Raw genomic sequence first — 21,545 nt, 5'->3', positions numbered from 1 at the left:
GTCACTGCTCACGGGCGGGACAATCTTGCCCGGTTTTCAAATACATAGGTCATGGGTGAAACGAACTGCGCCCCTGCGTTCGAAGAGGCGGCGCAGTAGCACGGGGCCAATGCCCCGGCAACGCCACCCAGATTGGGGCTGGGGCGCATCCTATTCCTCCGTCGCCAGGGTGCGGATGGTGAACTGCGTGACGAGTCGGTGGACGCCCGGCAGCACCGACAGGACTTCGCGGTGAATCCGCTCATAGCTGTCATCTTCGCGGACGAGCACCTTGAGCAGATAATCGGATTCGCCGCTCATCAGATGCGCCTCGCTGACCTGCGCGGTCGATGACAGCGCGTGCTCGAACGCCATCATCGTCGCCTGACGCTGGTCGGTGAGCGTGACCGAGACGAACACCGTCGATGGATTGCCGCGCGCGGCACGCGACAGCCGGGCGCGATAACCCTGGATCAACCCCAGTTGTTCCAGTGTCTTCACCCGGCGATGCGCGGCCGAGGGAGAGAGGCCTACTCGCTCGCCCAGCTCCTCGCTGGTGATACCCGACTCCTCGCCAAGCTGTGCGATGATCTTGCGATCTATGCTGTCCATGCGGGAATCCATTGCGCCAATCGCGGCATATACGCAATGCGATTGCAACTCGGGGCCAGCCGACCAGCAGATTGCAAGCACTTCCCGGCCCCGCTGGTGTATATGCAGGCAAAATCCAGGAGAGCTTTCATGCGCATCGGTGTTCCCAGGGAAATCAAGAACCACGAGTACCGAGTCGGTCTCACCCCGCCGTCGGTCGCCGAGCTGACCGAGGCCGGGCACGAGCTGTTCGTCCAGACCGGCGCGGGCCTCGGCATCGATTTCGAGGATGCCGACTATGTCGCGGCGGGCGCGACGATCCTGCCCGATGCGGCGAGCGTCTTTGCGCAATCCGACATGATCGTGAAGGTCAAGGAGCCCCAGCCGGGCGAAGTGGCGATGCTGGAGCCGCGTCATCTGCTCTTCACCTATCTCCATCTCGCCGCCGACAAGCCGCAGGCCGAGGGCCTGATGAAGTCCGGCGCGACCTGCATCGCTTATGAAACGGTGACGGCGAACGACCGTTCCCTTCCGCTGCTCAAACCGATGTCGGAAGTGGCCGGCCGCATGTCGATCCAGGTCGGCGCGCATTATCTGGAGAAGGAACAGGGCGGTCGCGGCGTGCTGCTCGGCGGCGTGCCCGGCGTGGCGCCGGCGCGGGTCGCGATCCTGGGCGGCGGCGTCTCGGGCGTGAATGCGGCGCAGATGGCGGTCGGCATGCGCGCGGATGTGACGATCTACGACATCTCCAACGCCAGGCTGGCCGAGCTGGACATGTTCTTCGGCAGCCAGATCAAGACGGCTTATGCCTCGAAGGCGGCGATCGCTGCGGCGGTGAAGAACGCGCATCTCGTGATCGGCGCGGTGCTGGTGCCGGGTGCCGCGGCGCCGAAGCTGGTCACCCGCGAGATGCTCAAGACGATGAAGCGCGGTTCGGTGCTGGTCGACATCGCGATCGACCAGGGCGGCTGCTTCGAGACCTCGCATGCCACCACGCACGAGGACCCGGTGTTCGAGGTCGACGGCGTGATCCATTATTGCGTCGCCAACATGCCGGGCGCGGTCGCCCGCACCTCGGCCTTCGCGCTCAACAACGCGACCTTGCCCTTCGTGATGAAGCTCGCCAGGCTCGGCGCCGAGGCAGCGATGAAGGCCGATCCGCATCTCGCCAATGGCCTGAACGTGTCGGGCGGCAAGATCCGCCATCAGGCCGTCGCCGACGCGCTCGATCTGCCGTTCGAGGCATGGCAGGGCTGACAGGCTTTTACGGACGACATCGCAACTGGGTACGGCCCGTATCGGCTATCTTGAATCGAGGGAGATATGGGACACCAGCTTGTCCCATATCTTCTCGTCCGAGGGCCAAGTCAGATACGTAAAATTATTTCTATATTACAATATGTTGCTTAACAAACCTACCAGACGCAGCGATCAGTTGGCGGGCGCCTGAAGCTGGCCGCGCTCGGCCATGGTGAGGAAGGCATCGAGCCGCGTGAGCTGAGCCTCGATCTCCTTGCGATAGGGCTGTTCGGGCGGCGACAGCTCCAGCGCCTTCGCCCAATAGGGCCGCGCCACCGCATATTCGCCGGCCCGAATATAGGCGAGGCCAAGGAAATAGGGCGGCGCCGGGTGCTTTGGATTGAGCCCGGCGGCGTGCCGGAAGGCGTAGAGTGCGGCGGGCGACACGACATTGTCGTGCACCGACAGCGCTGAGCCGAGCCCGGTCCACAGCGCCAGGCTGCGGGGATATTTGTTGATTCCGCCGAGCACCGCCTGGACCGCGCTTCGGGTATCGCCAGTGCGCGTCACGCCGTCAGCGGCGATCAGATAGGCACCCTCGGCGGTATAGCGCCCCAGCATCGAATCGCGCAGCTCGGTCAGGGCGGTATCGACCTCGATCGGCTCGGCATTGGCCGCGACCGGATGGCCCGGCAGCACCGGATCGCCCTGCAGCGCATAACCGGCCGCGCCCAGCATCATCGCCGCGCCGACAAAGGTCCAGAGCGATCGTGCGACGCCGGCGAACCACAGCACGGCCGCCGAGCCCAAGCCGATCAGGGCGAGCATGATCCAGCCCATCAGCGCCGTTTCCTCTTGAAGCTGCCGCGCGCGAGCCACGCCCCGATGGCGAGCATTGCGAGCGGCGCCAGCCACAGGCCCGCCGTCACGCCATTGAACGGCGGGTCGTAGGTTACATAGTCGCCATAGCGTTCGATCAGCCAGCGCCGCACCGAATCCGGGCTTTCTCCGGCCTGGATACGCTGGCGCACCAAAGCGCGCATGTCGCCTGCCATGTCCGCATCGCTGTCCGCGATCGACTGGCCCTGGCAGACGAGGCAGCGCAGGGTTATCATCAGCGCCTGCGCCTTTGCCTCCTTCGCCGGATCGCGGAGCTGCGTATTGGCAAGCGCGGCGGGTGGGAGGCCGCTGTCGGCCTGGAGCGGGGCTGCGAGGAGCAGCAATCCCAACAAACCTGCCGTCACGCCAGACGTGTTCCGGGGTCCACGCTTCCGCACACGCAGCAGCGTTTGCGGCTCGATGGATGCCGGAACACGTCCGGCATGACGGCTGTGAGTTGGCGTCATTTCGCCGCCTGCAGGGCTTCGAGAATCGCGGGAATGTCCTCGGCGCGGATGTCGCCGATATGCTGCTTCACAATCCGCCCCTGGCCGTCGACCACGAAGGTTTCGGGCACGCCAGACGAGCCGAGCGAAAGCTGTACCGCGCTGACCTTGTCGTCGCCGATGCGCTCATAAGGATCGCCGTTGCGCTGAAGGAAGCCGCGGATCGCCGGCCCGGTATCGCGAATGGCGATGGCGTCGATCGGCACGCCCATCGCCTTCAGCCGCATCAGGTTCGGCGCTTCGGCGATGCACGGCACGCACCAGCTGGCAAAGACGTTGAGCAGGCGCGGCTTGCCCTGCTGGAAGGTCTCGGTGCCGAGGCCGGGCTTGGTCTCGATGATCGCCGGTAGCGTGAATTTCGGCAGGGGTTTGCCCACCATCGCGGATTTCACCGTGCGATCGGCCGGCGCGATCAGCCCGCTTGCCACCACCGCGAACAACAGGGCGAATGCCCCGAACGGCACCCAGAGCAGCATCCGCTTCATGCCTCCTCCTCCCGCGCCACGACGCGGCGCTCACGGCGCAGGCGACCGAGCAGCGACAATGCCCCGCCGAGCGCGATCAGCGCGCCGCCAAACCATATCAGCGTGACGAACGGCTTCCACCACAGGCGGAGCTGCCAGCGGCCCTGCTCGTCCTCCTGGCCCAGCACGGTATAGAGCTGGCCGTCGATCTTCGTCGCGATGGCGGATTCGCTGGTCACGGTCGGCGGCGAGGCGAAAAAGCGCGACTGCGGGCGCAGGGTGAAGGCCGTGCCGTCACCGCGCCGCACGGTCAGCGTCGCTTCGAGCGCCGACCAGTTCGGGCCGATCACCGGCCGGATATGGTCGAGCGTGACCGTGAACGGGCCGACGCGCTGCGGCTCGCCGATCCGCGCCGCGACGAGCGTCTGTTTGGTGAAGGCACTGTCCGACGCCATGCCGGCGAGGCTCACCGCGATGCCGAGATGCGCGATCACCATCCCCCAGGTGAACAGCGGCGTGCGCCGCAGATTGCGTTTCCACAACGGCGCGACGCTCGCGGTGCCGGCCCCGACCGCGAGCGACAGGCCGAGCAGCGGCAGAATGCCGATCCCGCCGCCGAGCGCCGCAAAGGCCGCAAAGGTGATACCGGTAGCCGCGACGGGCACGGTCATGCGACCGAGCACGGCATTGGGCTCGTCGCGACGCCAGCGCATCAGCGGCCCCGCCCCCATGATCGCGACCAGGATCAGCGCGATCGGCCCGGCGGTCTTGTCGAAAAAGGGCGGGCCGACGGAGAGCTGCACGCCCATGCCCGCGGCGACGATCGGATAGAGTGTGCCGATCAGCACGATGCCCAAGACAACGCTCAGCAGCAGATTGTTCGCGACCAGCGCGCCTTCGCGGCTGACCGGCTCGAAGGTATTGCCCTGGCGCACCGTGCCGACCCGCGCCGCGAACAGCAACAGCGCGCCGCCGATATAGAGCGCGAGCAGCACGAGGATGAACGCGCCGCGCTTGGGGTCGACCGCAAAGGCATGGACGCTGGTCAGAATGCCCGAGCGCACCAGGAAAGTGCCGATCATCGACATGGAGAAAGCGACCACCGCCAGCATCACCGTCCAGGCGCGCAGACCGTCGCGCGTGGCCAGCACCGTCACCGAATGAAGCAACGCGGTCGCGGCGAGCCACGGCATCAGCGAGGCATTCTCGACCGGGTCCCAGAACCACCAGCCGCCCCAGCCGAGCTCATAATAAGCCCAATAGCTGCCTGCGGTGATGCCGAGAGTCAGGAAGATCCAGGCGCCGAGCACCCAGGGACGCATCGCGCGGGCGAAAGCAGGCCCGACATCGCGCGTCACCAGCGCGCCGACCGCGAAGGAGAAAGCGACCGAGATTCCGACATAACCGATGTAGAGCGTCGGCGGATGGAAGGCCAGGCCCGGGTCCTGCAGCAGCGGGTTGAGCCCGTTGCCGTCGACCGGCGCCGGATACAGCCTTGCGAACGGATTGGAGGAAAATAGCAGAAACGCATAGAAACCCAGCGCAATCATCGCCTGCGCGCCGAGCGTCGCGATCAGGGTCGCACGCTGGAGACGATGCTCGAGGATCGCGACCGCCCCGCCGGCTAGCCCAAGGATGGTGACCCAGAGCAGCATCGAGCCCTCATGGTTCCCCCAGGCACCGGCGATCTTGTAGAGCAGCGGCTTGTCCGAATGGCTGTTGGTGGCGACCAGCAACACCGACATGTCGGAGCGGACGAACACGGTAATCAGCAGCAGCAGCGCCAGGCCGGCGAGCAGGCCCTGCACTACCGCGACCGGGCGCACGGCGGAGAGGATCTGGTTGGTCAGCGCGACATCGTCGGCGCCGGCCTTGGACGAGCCGGAGAATATCGCGCGGCGAACGCCCACCGCCGCCAGCGCAAGCTGCAACGCCGCGAGCGCGGCAGCGAACCAGAGCGCGGCCAGGCCTGCTTCAGCGATCATTGTTCGAGCGACTTCGTCTCGTGCATCTTGCCTGCGATTTCGGGCGGCATGTATTTCTCGTCATGCTTGGCGAGCAGGTTGGTCGCGGTGAAGCTGCCGTCGGGGTTGAAGCTGCCTTCCGCCACCACGCCCGATTTCTCGCGGAACAGGTCGGGCACGATGCCCTTGAACGCGACCGGCACCTTGGCGATGCCGTCGGTGACGACGAAACGGATCGAGACGCCGTCGGGCAGCTTCGCGATCGAGCCTGCCTCGACCATGCCACCCAGCCGCACAGCACGGCCCAGCGGCATCTCGCCCTTCTTCACGTCTCCCGGCGCGTAGAAGAACGCGGCCTGGTCCTTCAGCGCCGACAGCGCGAGCAGCGCGGCGCCGATCACCGCCGCGACCGCCAGCAGTGCGAGGGTCAGCCGTTGATGCTTGGCCTTCATTTAGGTTCGCTCCGTCGCATCGCGACCCAGCTCCACAGGACCAGGGCGGTGACCGCGGCGAGGGTGATGCCATAGGCACCGAAAACGAACGGCCAGGGGTTCATGCCGCCATCCGCCGCATGCGCGCCTCGGCCTTGGCCGTGGCAAGAAGGGTCCGCATCCGCATCAGCACCACCGCCGCGAAGATCAGCGAGAAGCCGAGCAAGGTGAAGGGCAGTGGCCAGAGGATGGAATTGTCGATGGTCGATTTGGTCAGGCTGATGCTCTGCCCCTGATGCAGCGTGTTCCACCACACCACGGAATAGCGGATGATCGGCAGCAGCACCGACCCGGCAATGCCGTAGATCGCCGGAATACGCCCGTCCCCGCCGCGCTCCGCATCGGCGCGGGTCAGCGCCATGAAGCCGAGATAGACGAAGAACAGCAACAGCATCGAGGTCAGCCGGCCATCCCATTGCCACCAGGTGCCCCAGGTCGGCCGGCCCCAGATCGATCCGGTGACGAGGCACAGGCCGCAGAACACCGCGCCGGGAAGCGCGATGGCGCGTGCCGCGACCATCGCCAGCGGATGGCGCCAGACGAGATAGACGATCGACGACAGCGCGATCCCGGCCCAGGCGCCCATGCCGAGCGACGCGGTCGGGATGTGGATGTGCATGATCCGCACCGTCTCGCCCTGGAGATAGTCGGGCGGGATACGGAACAGCGCGCCCCACAGGCCGATCGCGAGCAGCACGAGCCCCGACCAGAACAGGATCGGGGTGAGTGGCCTGGCGAGCTTCAGGAAGCGCGCGGGATTGGCGAAGGCATGGAGGCTCGGCACGTTGGCCTCCGCGTCTAGAGACAGTTGGGGTGCTACTCAACTGCGCGTTGCGTGGATGCCACCGCATGGGCGGCAAATCCGCGGCGGGGGCCACCCGGCACGCATTATCGAAGGCTAATTTTCAGGAGACATGACCTCCGAGGTCATTTCGCGCGGGCAATGCGCGGGATAGCTCCCGATTGTCGGAGGCCATCGAACCGCCGACATTGCTACAGGATCGAGTGAGGACTGGAATGCAGATCGCGCGCCGGGATTTCCTGAAACTGAGCGGGGCTGGTATCGCCTCCGTCGCCCTGCCCGGCGCCCTGATCGCCTCCGATGCCAATGGGGCACGGCCGATCATCGACGTGCATATGCATGCCTATCCGGCCACCACGCCGTTCCCCAACCCGATCGTCAATCCGATCACCGGCGCCAAGAGCCCGATCCGGAACGGCGCGGGTCACCTGGCGGCGTGCATCGCCGAGATGAAGCGGCACAATGTGGTGAAGGGGATCGTCAGCGGTGGCGATGGCGACCGCTTGCAGGCGGCGATCGACTGGCATGACCGCGATCCGGATCGTTTCGTCGCCGGGGCAGGCATACGCGGGTCGGAAGACACGCCGCTGCCGCCGCTCGATATGTTGCGGAGCGCCTTTTCCACAGGCAAGCTGCGCGTGCTCGGCGAAGTCACCTCCCAATATGCCGGCCTGTCGCTCAGCGACCCGTCCTATGAGCCCTATCTGGCGCTGGCCGAGGCGTTCGACATTCCCGTGGCGCTCCACACCGGGACGATGCCGGAAGGAACGCCCTTTGATCCCTGTTGCCGGCCGGCCCGGGCGCGCTTCGGCAATCCCGGTCTGATCGAGGAAGCGCTCAACCGCCATCCGAAGCTGCGGATCAACCTGATGCATGGCGGCTGGCCCTATCTCGACGATACGCTGGCCATGCTGATGCTCTACCCAAACGTGAACATCGATACCGGGGCGCTCGACTGGCTCATGCCGCGCCCTCATTTCCACGATTATCTGCGCAAATTCGTCGATGCCGGCTTTGGCAAGCGCATCATGTTCGGCTCCGACCATATGTACTGGCCCGACGCGATCGGCCTGGCCATTGAGGGGGTGGAGTCAGCCGCGTTCCTCAGCGAGGAACAGAAGCGGGATATCTTCTATAATAATGCGGTGCGGTTTTATAAATTGGCATGAGGCCAAGCCATGCCGCGATCGCCCCTTGTGCTCCCGCGAAGGCGGGAGCCCAGACTGGGTCCCCGCCTTCGCGGGGACACAAGGTCGGTATCGGGCCGCCCCAGCAAAGAAGTGCTGAGGTGGCCGGGATTTAGCCTCGCCCGATCAACCGCCGCGCGATCATGTCCGCCACGTCGGACGCCGGCGCGCCGGTGCGGTCGCTTTCGTCCCAGACTTCGATCAGGCGATCGGGAATGCACGCGATGCGGGCTTCGACTTCCGCCTGGTCGCCGTGCCCGAGATATTCGAGGCCGACATTGATGATGCCGCCGGCGTTGATGACGTAATCCGGCGCGTAGAGGATGCCGCGCTCGGCGAGGCGTGCGCCGTCTTCCCCGGTGGCGAGCTGATTGTTAGCGCCGCCGGCCACGACCGTCGTGCGCAGCGCGGCGATCGATTCGGCGGTCAGGATCGCACCGAGGGCGTTGGGGCTGACCAGGTCGGCCTCGATGCCGAGAATCGCGTCAGCCGACGCCGTCTCGGCTCCGAGCTCGGCCGCCAACGCCGCCGCCCTGTCGGCATTGACGTCGGCGAGGGTCAGGCGCGCGCCATCCTTCGCCAGCAGCCGGGCGAGGCCGCCGCCGACGCTGCCGACGCCCTGGATCGCGACATGCACCTTCTTCATCGAATCGGCCGACAGACCGCGCTTCGCCGCTGCCTTCACCCCGAGATAGACGCCCATCGCGGTGAAGGGTCCCGGATCACCACCGGCGCTACCCGCCGCGACCGGCAGGCCGGAGACGTGACGCGTCATCGTGGCGATGGTCTTCATGCTCGCTTCGGACATGCCGACATCCTCGGCGGTCACATAACGGCCGCCGAGCGAGTCGACCGCGCGGCCGAACGCCTCGAGTTGGGGAACGGTGATCGAATCACCCGGATTCGCCGCAAGCACGACGCCCTTGCCGCCGCCCATGGGCAGGCCGGCCATGGCGTTCTTGAAGCTCATGCCGCGCGACAGGCGCAGCGCGTCGGTTATCGCCCCGTCGCTGTCGGCATAATGCCAGAAGCGCACGCCGCCGGCCGCAGGACCCAGCGCCGTCGAGTGGATCGCAATGACCGCCTGAAGGCCCGAAGCCGGATCGGTGAAGAGGTGCACGCCCTCATGGTCGTCAAAATCGGGGAAGCCCCAGCCGCTGGTCACGCGATTTTCCTGGCTGATGAAAGAATGGGGCGACCGACGGGACTTGAACCCGCAACATCCGGCATCACAAGCCGACGCTCTAACCAATTGAACTACGATCGCCGCAGAGCCAGCGCCCCTAGCGGGCGAAACATGGCATCGTCAAGATTAGCCTTTTCCCTATCGCGGCGCCACCCGTCGCCGCTGTGTCCGCCCCAGCGTCAGAAGCGCCCCTCGATCGAAAGCGCATAACCCGCGGGCGTTGCCTGGAAGCCGCCGAGCACGAGCTTCTCGGTCGCGGCGGGGTCCGCCGGCGGCTGCACGGTCAGTTCGCCCCGAAAACGCCCGGTGCTCCAGAGGCGCAGCGCGACCGTTTCCGTGCCAGCCTGGCTAGCGAGCGGCAGCAGCAGCGCGCCCGCATCGCAGCGCGCGGTGCCGGTCATGCCCTGGCCGAGACTTATGCCGGCCAGATCGCCCGAGATCGTCGCGCGCACCCGCCCTTCCGCCTTCTGGCAATTGCCGTCCTGGAATCGCACGCTGACATCGTCGAAATCGAGCGCGGAGACCGGCACCGGGGCAAAGACATTGCCCGCCGGCAATGTCGCGGTGAGATCGTCGACACCGAAGCTGTGGCGGCTGACGCCGATCGCACCGCGGAACGGCTGGGCCGTGCCCCTGCCCGGCCCCGCGAGATCGATTCGCGCGCGTCCGACGAGCAGCTGGATCGGCGACAGGCGCGCCCGCAGATCGCCCAGGGCGACGCCGCCGAAGCTCGCCTCGCGCAAGGTGCCGTACCAGATGCTGCCGCTGACCTCGCGCGCGGTGAGCCCGGTATTGCCGAGATCGAACCACCCCATGGCGAGGCGCAACGGCAGAAAGACGATCAGCGCGATCACCAGGGCCGCGCCGAAAAAGGCCCGGGGACCGGTCGTCAGGCGGATCCGCTTCATTGCCCGCGCACCTTCAGGGACAGCTGCGCCGACACTGTCTTGTCGCCATTGTCAGTGGTCGACAGCGAGTCGACCAGGATACCCGCCGATTCCAGGCCGGCGACCCACCCGAGCAGCGGCCCGGGCCGCGCGGTGGCGATGGTGATCTGCACCCGATTCGGCCCGTCCGGCGTGACGCTGGCCAGCGCGAAGCCAGCCTCGTTCGCCCGGTCGCGGATTACGGTGTCGAGCTGCGCCTCGAGTGGTGCTGGCCGCTGGCGCTGGACTGTCTCGAGCTCCTTCACGCGCGCCTGGGCCTCGGCAAGGCGGATCAATGCGTCGGTATGGCGTTCCCGCGCGGACGACAGACCGTCCGTCACCGGGCGAATGATCCCGCCCCAGACGATGGTCAGCGCGAGCAGCGCGACCATGACCAGCAGCATCCGTCGTTCGCGCAAGGAGCGCCCGGCGAACCAGAGGCGGAATCGCTCGGTCATCGCGCACTCACCGTCATCTCGCCCGTCACCCGGCCCGCGTTGGACTGAAACACGCCCGCCTTCACGACAAAGCCATAAGCCTCGATCCGCGATTTTAGGTCGTTCACCTGACCCTCATTCTCGGTCGCGGCCGAGACGCGCAGATCGCCATTGGCCTGGAAGGACACCGCGCGGACCTCAGCGCCCGGCACTGACCGGACGGCGGCGTAAACGGCGGCCGCGGTGCGGCTGAACCCTGCCCCGCCGCCGCGCAGGCCCGACAGTCGCGCATCGAGCTGGCGATCGGCATTGTTGGCCGTCTCGCCGCGCGGCAGGCCCTGGCGCGCGGCCAGATCGGCCTGGCGCTCTAGCGAATCGGCGGCGAAGCTGTATTTCATGATCTGCACCAGGCTGATCAGCAGCGTGACGCTGAGGATCGCGACCGACAGCCAGGCAAGCCGGCGGATCAGGCCCCAATCGATCGCGAAACGCTTGCGCCGCGCGAACGGACCCTGGCGAAGGTCGAGCGCGGGCGAGGCCAGCGCAGCGGCGATCGCGACCTCCAGTTCGTCGCGGCCGAGCACCGTCGGCGCGACGCCGCCCGTGACCAATTCCGTCAGCCGCGCTTCATCGGCGAAACCGCTGGTCGGGCCGCGCACCACCCCCTCGCCGCCCAGATCGGCGCGAAGATATCCCTGGTCCGGCCGGGGCAACAGCATAGGCGACGGCACCAGCATCGCCGGATCGATGCCGTGCGCGGCGAGCGTTTCGAGCCATGCCCGCATCTGGGCGACGGAGACGACCGCGATCGGACGCTCGGCATTGTCGCCCTCCCGGCCCACCGCGACATGCAGCTCGCCGATCGGCGCCGCGCTGGCGTCGCTGACCAGCATGCGCGCCGCCGTGACTGCCTGGGCAGTCGAGCGATCGGGCAGTTCCGCCCAGTGCAGCGTGACTGCTTCCGCCGGCACCACCACGATCGGCGGCGCGGCATCCGCATCGGGGAGATCGGGCAGACCTTCGCCCCGCGCCGCGACCGAGCCGTCGGCGATGCGCAGCCAGCGCCAGGGCGTGGTGCCCGTGGGCAGGAAGAGGGTGAGCGACTCGGTCATGACGGCTCGCCCCAGTGCCGCGAGACGAGCCGCGCGGGAAGCTCCGTCGCGTCGATCAGCGCATGTTGTTCGAGTTCCGACCCACCAAGCGTTACATCGACCCGCAGATCGAACCAGCCCGTCGTGACGGCGGTCTGCGCAAAGGCGTCAGGCGGCGGGGTGATCGCGCTCAGCGAGGGCAGCTTCCAGAAAGCGGCGGGGCTTTCATAACCACCTGGCGGACGGCGCAGCAGCACCTGGCGGGCGGCCTCGACGGTCATGGTGTCGGGCATCAGCATCGCGAGCAAGGGCGCCTGTTCCGGGAGCAAGGTGTTGACGTTGATCTTCGAGGGCTTGGCCAGCGGCAGCGCGCAGAGCCAAGGCTGGAGCTTTGCATAGATCGCCGGTGTGACACCTGCCACCGCGCGCAGCTCGCTCGGATCCGTCATCAGCGTGTTGGCGGTGCGATAGGGCGTCGACTGGCCGCTATAGCTCGCATCCTCGGCGCCGAGATCGATCGGGCTGGTGTCGCTGTCGATCCAGTCCGACGCGGCGGCGGCGATCGATTCGGCCGAGGCGCTGGGCCCGCCTACCAGCCGGATCAGCCGGGCGAACTGGATGCGCGCGGGCGTGTAGGAGGAATAGGTGCTGGGCGCGGTTTCGACCACCAGGCTGTTGAGGTTGAAGCAATTGCCGCCATCGACGACCCGGGCGGTGGCGAGCCCCCCCGGCACCGGCAGCGGGATCGCGCGGCCGCTCCAGCCGCCGGCGAGCGTCACGCGGCTGGCGTCGCGCGCGAGCAGGTCGCTGACCTTGGTCAGCGCCAGCGTCTCGGCGGCGAGGCCATAGGCGCGGGCCTGGTCCATCGCGATGGCATTGCCGCCAAGCTTTGTCGCGAGGCGCAGCTTTTCCAATGCGGTACCGGCCAGTACCGCGATCAGCGCGACGAGCAGCAGCACCGTGAGCAGCGCCGCACCGCGTTCGGAGGCGCGCTCAGCTCCCATCGGGTGCCTTCCGCTTGCCATAGCCGGCGCCGACCAGGAACATCTGGCGGAACTCGACTCCGTCGTCGCGCAGCACGCGCATCTCCATTGCCTGGGGCAAGGCGTAGATCGGCGTGCCCTGCCAGCGGTCGCTCCAGGCGCCGTTGATGCGATAGCGCAGCGACACCTGGCGGACGTGCGTGAGCATCACCGCTGCGGGAAGCGGTTGCGCCCCGTCGAGCATCGGATACGCTACACGTTCGAGCGCGCCATTGGCGAGGCGATATTCGACCTTCTGCTCGCCCGGACGCGGCGCGGCGTCGAGGTTGCTCCAGCCGGCGCGGACGAGGCGGAGCATCGGCGTGCTGCCCGATCCGGCCTCGCCAGAAAAGGCGGGCAGAAGATCGCCTGCCTCGTTGCGCGTCTGGCGTTCGGTCGCCTGGGCGAGATCGCCCGCCAGCGCCGAGGAGAGGCGGTTGAGCGCCTGGACGTCGTCGAGTTTCCGGTCGGTCGCCGCCTGCGCGCGCACGCTGAACGACAACAGCGCCACGCCCGCCGCCGCGAGCAGGCCGAAGATCATCAGCGAGATCATGACCTCGACAAGCGTGAAGCCGTGTTCGGCGGAACGCCTCACGGGCGTGAAGCCCTGTTCCGTAGCGCGCTTCATGACGCCGCGCCTCCGATCGTCGCGACACGCACCACGGTAAGGTGACCCTGGCGGCTGCCTGCGGCGTCGGCGACCTGCACATCGATACGCAGGATGCGCGCATCGGCCGTCGCGCGCGTTTCGCGGGTCCAAGTCCACGCCTTTCCGCCATTCTGTTCGACGCCCCTGGCGATGCCGACCGTGGGCGGCTTGGCGTCGGTCATCGCGTCGATCGCGACATTGCGCGCGACCATCTGCGCGGTCAGCGTCGAATCGAGGATCGAGGTGCCGCGGATCGTCGCCCCCTCGAGCCGGATCAGGGCAAGCGCGGCCAGGCTGAACACCGCCAGCGCGACCATCATCTCGATGAGCGTGAAGCCGTGTTCGGCGGAACGCCAACGAAGAATGAACCCCCGGACTTTCATCAGCCGCCGACCTTGACCGAGCCGTCGGGGGCGATGCGGACGGATACTTCCTCCGCGTCGCGCTTCAGCCGAACGTCGAGCGGGCGATCGGCGAGGCCGGTCGTGTCGAACATGATGCGCTGGCGCCCGCCGGTATCGGTCACCACGGCGCGCGTGCCCTTGCCCCAGCTGGTCACGCGCAGCGGCTTCTCCGCCACGGGCACCCATTTGCCGTGCGTGCGCTCGTCGAAACCATAGCCGCCGCCGGACACCCACACGCTCACCGGCCGCGCGCCGACAACCGCCGATTGCTGCGCCGCGCGCGTCCGTGCCGCGAAGCGCGTCGCCTCGTCGAGCAGCCGCCCACGCGGATCAGGCAGCGCCCAGACCACCGCAGCCGAGGCCAGTCCGATGATCGTGATGACGATCATCAGTTCGATCAGCGTGAAGCCGTGTTCGGCGGAACGCCGACACGGCTCGAAGCCGCGATCGTTGCGGTGGGGCCGCAGTTCAAAGGCGGTCGGTCGCGACAATTACTGCCAGCTGCCGATATCGGCGTCGGCGCCCTCGCCGCCTTCCTTGTTGTCGGCACCGAGCGTCCAGATGTCGGCGTCGCCATGCTGGCCCGGCGAGGCGTAGAGATAGGGGCGGCCCCAGGGATCGTCCGGCAGGCGCTTGATATAGCCGCCGCGCTGATATTTGGCGGGATCAGCGCCGTCGGGCGCGGTGACGAGCGCCTGAAGCCCCTGCGACGTAGTCGGATAGACGTCATTCTGCAGCTTGTAATTGTCGAGCGCACCTTCGATCGTCGAGATGTCCGTCCTAGCCTTGATGACCTTGGCCTTCTCGCCGCTCGGGATGACGTTGATCGCGACGATCGTCGCGAGCAGGCCGAGGATCACGATCACGACCATCAGCTCAACGAGCGTGAAGCCGTGTTCGGCGGAACGCCGAACGGGCGTGAATCCCTCTTCCTGACGGCGCTTGCGGTTGGTGGGTTTGCGGGGGGTGTTCATGGCAGTCCTCATCATGGCTTCACTGGCCGGCGAGCGTGTTGAGCTGCAGGATCGGCAGCAGGATGGAAAGAACGATGGTCGCGACGATTCCGCCCATCAGCACGATGATCGCGGGTTCCAGCAGCGACAGCGCGGTGGCGGTGAAGCGGTCGAACTCGCGTTCGAGATAATCCGCCGCGCGCTCGAGCATGTCGTCGAGCTGCCCCGCCGTCTCGCCCGACGCGGCGAGATAGGTCAGCAGCGGCGGGAACACCCCGGCGCGGCGCATCGCCGCCGAAAGGCTGCCGCCGCCGCGGATCGACTCGACGATCTCGTCCGAGGCGAGCTTGAGCCGGCGATTGTGGATCGTGCCCGCGGTCAGGGTCAGGCCCTCGAGCAAGGGCAAGCGGCTGGCGACCATCGTCGCGAGCGTGCGCGCCATGCGGGCTGCGTGGAGATCGCGGATCAGGCGACCGAGCAGCGGCAGTCGGAGCAGCCAGCTGTCGAAGGCAAGCCTGATCCCCGGATCCTTGAGCGCCCACCACGCCGCGAAGGCAATGAGCGCGATCGCGATGAGGATCGCCCACCAATAACCGACGAGCACCGCGGAGATGCCGATGACGATCTTGGTCAGCAACGGCAGCTCCTGCCCGACCGTGTCGAACTGCTCGACCACCTGCGGCACGACGAACATCATCAGCGCGGTGACCACCCCCATCGCAACCACCGCGAGCACGGCGGGATAGGCAAGCGTGGTGATGATCTTGCCGTTGATCTCGGCCTGGCGCTCGAGCAGGACCGAGAGGCGTTCGAGGATGATCGGCAGCGAGCCGGAGCGTTCGCCGGCCGAAACCATCGCGCGATAAAGCGGCGGGAAGCTCTTGGGCTCGCGGCCCATTGCCTCGGCGAGGCGGCGCCCCTCCACCACGCCGGCATGGACTTGCGAGACGATCGTGCGCACCGTTTCCTGCTCGGTCTGGCGGGTGATGGTGCGGAGCGATTCCTCCAGCGGCGAGACACGGTTGAGCGTCGCCAGCTGGCGGGTGAACAGGGAAAGCTGCTTCGCGCTCATCTTCCTCGCGCCGAAGCGCAGATCGGCGAGCAGCGGCTTGCCGCGCGGGGCCGCCCCGGATCCGGCCTCCACCTTCACGACATAGAGGCGTTTTCGATCCAGCAGGACACGCGCGTCGTCGATCGACTCGGCGGCGATATGCCCCCGAGTCTCACGGCCGCGCGTGTCGATGGCCAGATAGTCGAAATCAGCCATTCGTCGGCGCGTCCACCACCAGCGGTGCCTCGACATCGGCCATGTCGCGGCGCGAGACGCGGACTGCTTCCTCGGGCGTGGTCAGGCCCTCGCGCACCAGCTGGCGTGCGGCCGACCCGAGATTGGGCGAATGAAGGAAGGCGTGGCGCGCAATGATCGCCTCGTCGCCGCCGTCATTGATCAGGCGGCGGATCGTCTCGTCGACGCGGATCGCTTCGAACACGCCGATCCGGCCCTTGAAGCCCGATCCCTGACAATGCTCGCACCCGACCGGCTCATAGACCACGGCGCCGACGTCGAAGCCGAGCAGCGCCGAGACCGATCCGCTGGCCTGGACCGGACGGCGGCAATGCTCGCACAGCTTGCGCACGAGGCGCTGGGCGATGACCGCGCGCAAGGTGGAGGCGAGCAGGAACGGCTCGACCTTCATGTCGCGCATACGGGTGATCGCGCCGACCGCGTCATTGGTGTGGACAGTCGAGAGCACGAGATGGCCTGTGAGCGAGGCCTGGACGGCGATCTCGGCGGTCTCGCGGTCGCGGATTTCGCCGACCATCACCACGTCGGGATCCTGGCGCAGGATCGCGCGCAGGCCGGCAGCGAAGGTCAGGCCGACTTTGGGGTTGACCTGAGTCTGGCCGATGCCGTCCATGGCATATTCGACCGGATCCTCGACCGTCAGGATGTTGCGGCTGCCGTCGTTGAGCAGGCGGAGCGCGGCGTAAAGCGTGGTCGTCTTGCCCGAGCCGGTGGGGCCAGTGACCAGGATGATGCCGTTGGGCTCCGACAGCGCGCCCTTCAGCATAGTGTTGATCGCATTGGTCATGCCGAGCACGTCGAGCGTGATCCCGGCATTCTCCTTGTCGAGGATTCGCAGCACCACGCGCTCGCCGGCGCGGCTCGGCAGAGTCGAGACGCGGACGTCGAGCAGCTTGCCGCCGAGCGTCAGGCCGATACGGCCGTCCTGCGGGATGCGGCGTTCGGCAATGTCGAGGCGCGCCATGACCTTGACGCGGCTGACCACCACCGGCGCGACGTGCGGCGGCATGCGCAGGGTCTCGCGCAGCACGCCATCGATGCGCATGCGCACCACCAGGCCGGTTTCGTAGGGCTCGATATGGATATCCGACACACCGTGGCGCGCGGCATCGGCGATGATGCCGTTGATCAGGCGGATCGCCGGCGCATCGTCGGCGGTGTCGAGCAGGTCGTCTGCGGTCGGCAGGTCGCCGGCGAGCAGATCGAGCTCGTCGCCCAGCCCGAGCGTGCCGGCGGCCACCGCCGCCGCCTGGCCGTCCATCGCATAGCGATCGGACAGTAGTCGGTCGAAATCCTCGGGCGTCACGAAGCTGACATCGAACGGGCGGGCGAGATGGCGGCGCAGCTCGAGCAGGACCTTGGGGTCCGACCCCTCGCGCATGGCGATCGACAGGTGGCTGCCCTCCCCGATGTCCAGCGCGACACCGAAGCGCCGGGCGAAGCCATAGGGAATCGCGATCATGCGATCGGGCAGCGCACTGCCTTCAGCCAGCACCAGCGGTTCCACCGCATCCTCCGCATTGCCTGGAGCGATCTGCATCACTTGTCCCTCGGCCGGATGACTTTAGTCGAATTGCGCATCACCGGCACGGCGACCCGCGGATCCTCGATCCCGCCCGGCGTACCCGCCGCCGGCAGGGGTGCTGCGGCCCCCATATAGTCGCGTACCAGCTGATCGATGCTGGGCTCGGACTCAGGATTCTGCCCGGCCTGCTGGAGGCGCAGATAGCCATAGCGCCGCTCGGCCACTCTGCGGCTATCCTCGGGCGTGCGCAGCACGGTCGGGCGAATGAAGATCATCAGATTGGTCTTGGTGCGCTGCTTCGCCTTGGAGCGGAACAACTGGCCGATGCCGGGCAAATCGCCCAGGAACGGCACCTTCTCGATCGTGCGCCGCTCGTCGTCGCTGAGCAGGCCGCCAATGATCGCGATCTGACCGTCATCGACGGTCAGGGTGGTTTCGACCTCGCGCTTGTTGAGAATGAGGTCGCTATTATCGCTCGACACCGGGCCGGCGATGCTGCTGACCTGCTGGTGCAGGAACAGCTTGATCGCGCCGGACGAATTGACCTGCGGCCGCACCTCGAGCTGGATGCCGACATTCTCGCGCTGGACGGTGCGGAACGCATTGTCGAAATTGGTCGAGAGCGCCTGGCCGGTCGTGATCGGGATCTCCTGGCCGACCAGGATGCGGGCGGGCTGGTTGTCGAGCGTGGTCAGCGACGGCGCCTGGAGCAGGTTCGACGTGGTGTCGGATTTCACCGCACTGATAATCGTGCCGAAGATCGCGTCCTTGCCGATGTTGAACGCACCGCCGCCAAAGCCGCCCGAGGCGCCGAGGATCGAGTTCAGCGCAGACTGCGCGAGCGAATCGCCCACCGCGCTGCCGTTGGTGGTGACGGTGGTGGTGCCGTTGACCGTGGTGGTGCTTGTGGCGAGCGAACGCGCGCCGATTGCACCGGCGATGGTCAGCAGGTTGGGCGCCGAGTTGCTGTATGCCGTGGCGAAGGTCGGAACCCCGCTGCCCGGCAGACCGGCGAGCAGGAACTGGACGCCCAGCTTGCTGGCGGTCGCGTCGGAGACTTCGGCGACGATCGCCTCGACCAGCACCTGCTCGCGCCGCGTGTCGAGCTGTCGCACGACCTCAGCAAGCTGACGCTGCACTTCGGCGGGCGCGGCAATGACGATGGCATTGGCGCCGGTGAAGCGAGTCACCACTGCCGCGGTACGGCCGCCCTCGGCGACGATCGCAGGCTGGCCGGTTCCGCCGCCGGCGGCAGCCGGGGCCGCCTGCTGCACGGGCGCGGGCGTGTTCGAGGTCTGGCTGTCGTTATTGCCCGTGCCGCCGAAATTGGAGCGCGACAATGTGTTGCTCTGCGTCGGCTGAGTCGGCGTCTGGCCGACCAGCTGCTGCAGCACGGGCAGGAGCTGCTCGGCATCGGCATTTTCGAGGAAGACGACCTTGATCTCGGTGCCGTTCTTGGCACGCCGGTCGAGATCCTCGGCTACTACTGCCAGCCGCGCCACCGACGACGGGTCGCCGCGCAGCGCCACCGAGTTCGAGCCGACGATCGCCACGACGCTGACGCTCTGGCCGCTGCCCGGCGCCGTACCCTGCCCGCCGGATCCCACCAGCGCCTGGAGCGCGGTCGCGATCTCCCGCGCGCCGGCATTCTTGAGCGCGATCACCCGCGTCGAATTATTGTCGGTGTCGATCCGGCGCAGCACTTCGCGCACGCGACGCACATTGTCGGCGAAATCAACGATCACGATCGAATTGCCGCCGCGGTTGGCCGTCACCGACCCCTGAGCGCTGACCAGCGCCCGGACGGTGTCGACCGCCGACGCCGCATCGATCGCGCGGAGTCGGACGATCTCCGTGACCAGGCTGTTGCGCGCGGCGCCGCTCGAGCCGATCCGGCTCGGCTGGGAGGCCGAATTGTCGCTTGGCTGGATGCGGAACGCGCCGTTCGAGGTCGGCACCGCGACCAGGCCATTGGCACGGAGCGTCGAGAGGAACACCTCGAAATATTCGGAGCGCGACAGCGGCCGGTCAGTGACGACGGTCACCTTGCCCTGGACCCGGGCATCGATGATGAAGGTCCGCCCGGTGACTCGCGCCGCATCGGCGATGAAGGCGCGGATATCGGCATCGCGCACGTTCATCGTCGTCTGCGCGGTTACCGTGCCGACCAGCACGGCCGCGAGGACGGGTGCAAGAAGTAGCTTTTTCATTGGCCCGCGATCGTAAGGGTGAGGGAAAGTGTGTCGTTGCCGCGCTCGACCGTGACGGGGATGGTGCCGCCCTTGCCGATCTGCGTGCCGAGTTGCTCGATATCGCCCTGCCCCGTCACCGCGCGACCATTGATCGCGGTGATGACGTCGCCTTCGCGCAGACCGGCCTGACGGAAGGCGGCGCCCGAGCCCTGCGGGCGCACGACGAGACCACTGATCTTGCCGCCATCGACGCGGGGGATGAAACCGATATCCGCGCGTAGCTGGGCCGGTGTCAGGCCGACCCTAGGGCCGGGCGCGTTAGGCAGGCCGGGCAGATTCGGCGGGTTCGGCAGCAGGGACGGCGTGGCGCCCGACGGCGGCGATGGAGCGACAGGCTCGACCGCGCCGCTCTGGTCGAGGAACAGATCCTCCGCGGCGCCGCCGCGATCGATCGTGACGTGATCGAACGCAACGGCCTTCAGCTTCACGCCCGGGCTGATCTCGTCGCCCACCGCGAAGCTCTGCTGCACGCCGTCGGGACCGGCGATGATCGCAGAACCACCGCCCATCGCCTCGTTCACGCGCGTGCCGAACAGGCTGAGCTGGAGCGAGGTCACCACCACGGTCTTGTTGTCGGCGCCGCCGCTCAGCCGGAAGAATGGATCGAAACCCTGCAGCAGCGCGGTCGGCGAACCGGTAAAGCCAGGCCGCACCGGTTGCCACGGGCCGAGCGCCCCGACGGGCGTGACCAGCACCCAGATCAGCCGGGCGCATTGCACCGCCAGCAGCGCGAGCAGCAGCAGCTCAAGCGCCGTATAGACAGTGGTGCGGGGCAACCGCCGCAGCAGCGCGCGTGCCCGCGCATCCAGAACCAAACGCATGCGGAAAATCCCCGATCGCGCACCTGCTAGGCGGCGATTGTTACAGTCGTAGGTCGCCCCTGTGAACCTTCCGAGACACGACATGTATAGCTTGTCATACTGGAAAAGACCCGGGCTTTTTGGCATCAGCGCCACCATGGCCGATGCCCCGGAAACCACCGCCCTGCCCAGCCCTTTTGGTTCGGGCCTGCCGTCCGAAGGCCTGACCGCGCATCTCACCGGACAACCCGGCGTACAGCGCGTGCCGAGCCCGAAGCTGAATCTGTTCCTGCGTCGCCGCTTCCTCGATCCCGCGACCTGCGCTGCGGTGATCGACCGAATCGACTCCGTACGCCGGCCGTCGACTATCTCCGATCCCAATGGCGATGCGGCCTTCCGCACCAGCGAAACCGGCGATCTCGACCCGCTGGATCCCGTGGTGGCAGAGGTCGAGGCGAGGATCATCGCCTTTACCGGCCTCGATCCCGTGTTCGGCGAGCCGATGCAGGGCCAGCGTTATGCCGTCGGCCAGGAATTCAAGGGCCATACCGATTATTTCGAGCCGTCCGGCATCGACTATCAGCGCTATTGCGGGGTCGCCGGCAATCGCACCTGGACGGTGATGATCTACCTCAACGAGCCCGAGGCCGGCGGCGCGACCCGGTTCAAGGCGATCGACAAGATCGTCCAGCCGGAAACGGGCAAGCTGCTGACCTGGAACAACCGGCGCCCGGACGGCAGCCTGAACCCGGCGACGATCCATCAAGGCATGAAAGTGCGCAGCGGCGTGAAATATGTGATCACGAAATGGTTTCGGGAAAAGCCCTGGGGCTGGGCGTAACGGAGGTCCGTCAGGCGGGGCGTCATTCGGCGCCGATCCGCGCGACCGGCG

Annotated in this window: 24 protein-coding genes and 1 tRNA gene; 3 read left to right on the top strand and 22 right to left on the bottom strand. The window is 67.2% G+C overall.

Annotated elements, in window-relative coordinates; all coding sequences use genetic code 11:
• Positions 1-150: 150 nt before the first annotated feature.
• Positions 151-591, bottom strand: a complete 441-nt coding sequence (locus ACZ1I2_RS13710; protein WP_465173589.1) for an Lrp/AsnC family transcriptional regulator — start codon at positions 589-591, stop codon at positions 151-153.
• Between the two features lie 129 nt (positions 592-720).
• Between ACZ1I2_RS13710 and ald the strand changes: the two genes are divergently transcribed.
• Positions 721-1,827 (top strand): alanine dehydrogenase, encoded by a 1,107-nt coding sequence (gene ald / locus ACZ1I2_RS13705; protein ID WP_465176867.1) that lies wholly within the window; start codon positions 721-723, stop codon positions 1,825-1,827.
• Positions 1,828-2,001: 174 nt separating this feature from the next.
• Here ald and ACZ1I2_RS13700 read toward each other — a convergent pair whose 3' ends face one another.
• The 7 genes from ACZ1I2_RS13700 to ccmC form a co-directional block, all read right to left on the bottom strand.
• Entirely contained in the window at positions 2,002-2,649 is a 648-nt protein-coding gene (locus tag ACZ1I2_RS13700; RefSeq protein WP_465181463.1) for a tetratricopeptide repeat protein, read from the bottom strand.
• Positions 2,649-3,053: a cytochrome c-type biogenesis protein gene (locus tag ACZ1I2_RS13695; RefSeq protein WP_465176869.1), complete on the bottom strand. Its 405-nt coding sequence runs from the start codon at positions 3,051-3,053 to the stop codon at positions 2,649-2,651. Before ACZ1I2_RS13695 ends, ACZ1I2_RS13700 begins: the two co-directional genes overlap by 1 nt.
• 98 nt (positions 3,054-3,151) lie before the next feature.
• Entirely contained in the window at positions 3,152-3,679 is a 528-nt protein-coding gene (locus tag ACZ1I2_RS13690) for a redoxin family protein (protein ID WP_465176870.1), read from the bottom strand.
• Complete coding sequence (locus tag ACZ1I2_RS13685; protein WP_465176871.1) at positions 3,676-5,643, bottom strand: heme lyase CcmF/NrfE family subunit; 1,968 nt, start codon at positions 5,641-5,643, stop codon at positions 3,676-3,678. The genes ACZ1I2_RS13690 and ACZ1I2_RS13685 overlap by 4 nt, the downstream gene beginning before the upstream one ends.
• A complete protein-coding gene (gene ccmE, locus ACZ1I2_RS13680) occupies positions 5,640-6,074 on the bottom strand; it encodes a cytochrome c maturation protein CcmE (RefSeq protein ID WP_465173594.1) in 435 nt (144 codons plus the stop codon). Before ccmE ends, ACZ1I2_RS13685 begins: the two co-directional genes overlap by 4 nt.
• Positions 6,071-6,178 carry a heme exporter protein CcmD gene (gene ccmD, locus ACZ1I2_RS13675; RefSeq protein WP_465173595.1) on the bottom strand — a complete coding sequence of 36 codons (108 nt, stop codon included), beginning with the start codon at positions 6,176-6,178 and terminating at the stop codon, positions 6,071-6,073. The genes ccmE and ccmD overlap by 4 nt, the downstream gene beginning before the upstream one ends.
• Positions 6,175-6,897: a heme ABC transporter permease CcmC gene (ccmC, locus tag ACZ1I2_RS13670; protein ID WP_465176872.1), complete on the bottom strand. Its 723-nt coding sequence runs from the start codon at positions 6,895-6,897 to the stop codon at positions 6,175-6,177. Before ccmC ends, ccmD begins: the two co-directional genes overlap by 4 nt.
• 233 nt (positions 6,898-7,130) lie before the next feature.
• Between ccmC and ACZ1I2_RS13665 the strand changes: the two genes are divergently transcribed.
• The gene (locus ACZ1I2_RS13665; protein WP_465176873.1) at positions 7,131-8,084 is read left to right on the top strand and encodes an amidohydrolase family protein; all 954 of its coding nucleotides are present in this window, start codon (positions 7,131-7,133) and stop codon (positions 8,082-8,084) included.
• A 130-nt stretch (positions 8,085-8,214) separates the two neighbouring features.
• On the opposite strand, the gene ACZ1I2_RS13660 is transcribed toward ACZ1I2_RS13665, so the two are convergent.
• The 14 genes from ACZ1I2_RS13660 to ACZ1I2_RS13595 all read right to left on the bottom strand — a co-directional run bounded on the left by ACZ1I2_RS13660 (position 8,215) and on the right by ACZ1I2_RS13595 (position 20,674).
• Positions 8,215-9,267, bottom strand: coding sequence for a Glu/Leu/Phe/Val family dehydrogenase (locus ACZ1I2_RS13660; protein WP_465176874.1), 1,053 nt, complete (start codon positions 9,265-9,267; stop codon positions 8,215-8,217).
• Positions 9,268-9,292: 25 nt separating this feature from the next.
• Positions 9,293-9,369, bottom strand: a tRNA-His gene (locus ACZ1I2_RS13655).
• Between the two features lie 98 nt (positions 9,370-9,467).
• On the bottom strand, positions 9,468-10,196 hold the full coding sequence (locus tag ACZ1I2_RS13650) for a type II secretion system protein N (protein WP_465176875.1): 729 nt from the start codon (positions 10,194-10,196) through the stop codon (positions 9,468-9,470).
• Positions 10,193-10,672, bottom strand: a complete 480-nt coding sequence (gene gspM / locus ACZ1I2_RS13645; protein WP_465176876.1) for a type II secretion system protein GspM — start codon at positions 10,670-10,672, stop codon at positions 10,193-10,195. Before gspM ends, ACZ1I2_RS13650 begins: the two co-directional genes overlap by 4 nt.
• Positions 10,669-11,763: a type II secretion system protein GspL gene (gene gspL / locus ACZ1I2_RS13640; RefSeq protein ID WP_465176877.1), complete on the bottom strand. Its 1,095-nt coding sequence runs from the start codon at positions 11,761-11,763 to the stop codon at positions 10,669-10,671. The genes gspM and gspL overlap by 4 nt, the downstream gene beginning before the upstream one ends.
• Positions 11,760-12,746, bottom strand: a complete 987-nt coding sequence (gene gspK, locus ACZ1I2_RS13635) for a type II secretion system minor pseudopilin GspK (protein WP_465176878.1) — start codon at positions 12,744-12,746, stop codon at positions 11,760-11,762. The genes gspL and gspK overlap by 4 nt, the downstream gene beginning before the upstream one ends.
• Positions 12,736-13,392 carry a type II secretion system minor pseudopilin GspJ gene (gene gspJ / locus ACZ1I2_RS13630; RefSeq protein ID WP_465176879.1) on the bottom strand — a complete coding sequence of 219 codons (657 nt, stop codon included), beginning with the start codon at positions 13,390-13,392 and terminating at the stop codon, positions 12,736-12,738. The genes gspK and gspJ overlap by 11 nt, the downstream gene beginning before the upstream one ends.
• Positions 13,389-13,796 carry a type II secretion system minor pseudopilin GspI gene (gspI, locus tag ACZ1I2_RS13625; protein WP_465176880.1) on the bottom strand — a complete coding sequence of 136 codons (408 nt, stop codon included), beginning with the start codon at positions 13,794-13,796 and terminating at the stop codon, positions 13,389-13,391. Before gspI ends, gspJ begins: the two co-directional genes overlap by 4 nt.
• Positions 13,796-14,308 carry a GspH/FimT family pseudopilin gene (locus ACZ1I2_RS13620; RefSeq protein ID WP_465176881.1) on the bottom strand — a complete coding sequence of 171 codons (513 nt, stop codon included), beginning with the start codon at positions 14,306-14,308 and terminating at the stop codon, positions 13,796-13,798. Before ACZ1I2_RS13620 ends, gspI begins: the two co-directional genes overlap by 1 nt.
• Positions 14,309-14,791: a type II secretion system major pseudopilin GspG gene (gene gspG / locus ACZ1I2_RS13615; RefSeq protein WP_465176882.1), complete on the bottom strand. Its 483-nt coding sequence runs from the start codon at positions 14,789-14,791 to the stop codon at positions 14,309-14,311.
• Positions 14,792-14,810: 19 nt separating this feature from the next.
• Positions 14,811-16,037, bottom strand: coding sequence for a type II secretion system inner membrane protein GspF (gene gspF, locus ACZ1I2_RS13610; protein WP_465176883.1), 1,227 nt, complete (start codon positions 16,035-16,037; stop codon positions 14,811-14,813).
• Positions 16,030-17,616: a GspE/PulE family protein gene (locus ACZ1I2_RS13605; RefSeq protein ID WP_465173608.1), complete on the bottom strand. Its 1,587-nt coding sequence runs from the start codon at positions 17,614-17,616 to the stop codon at positions 16,030-16,032. The genes gspF and ACZ1I2_RS13605 overlap by 8 nt, the downstream gene beginning before the upstream one ends.
• Positions 17,616-19,811 carry a type II secretion system secretin GspD gene (gene gspD, locus ACZ1I2_RS13600; protein ID WP_465173609.1) on the bottom strand — a complete coding sequence of 732 codons (2,196 nt, stop codon included), beginning with the start codon at positions 19,809-19,811 and terminating at the stop codon, positions 17,616-17,618. The genes ACZ1I2_RS13605 and gspD overlap by 1 nt, the downstream gene beginning before the upstream one ends.
• Positions 19,808-20,674, bottom strand: coding sequence for a type II secretion system protein N (locus tag ACZ1I2_RS13595; RefSeq protein WP_465173610.1), 867 nt, complete (start codon positions 20,672-20,674; stop codon positions 19,808-19,810). The genes gspD and ACZ1I2_RS13595 overlap by 4 nt, the downstream gene beginning before the upstream one ends.
• A 136-nt stretch (positions 20,675-20,810) precedes the next feature.
• Here ACZ1I2_RS13595 and ACZ1I2_RS13590 point away from each other — a divergent pair, with 136 nt between their 5' ends.
• Entirely contained in the window at positions 20,811-21,494 is a 684-nt protein-coding gene (locus ACZ1I2_RS13590) for a prolyl hydroxylase family protein (protein ID WP_465173611.1), read from the top strand.
• The last annotated feature ends 51 nt before the right edge of the window (positions 21,495-21,545 follow it).

Source organism: Sphingomonas sp. BL-S-29, from assembly GCF_055521495.1.
Note: the sequence above shows the minus strand (reverse complement) of the source record. Positions and strands in the feature narration are given on the sequence as shown.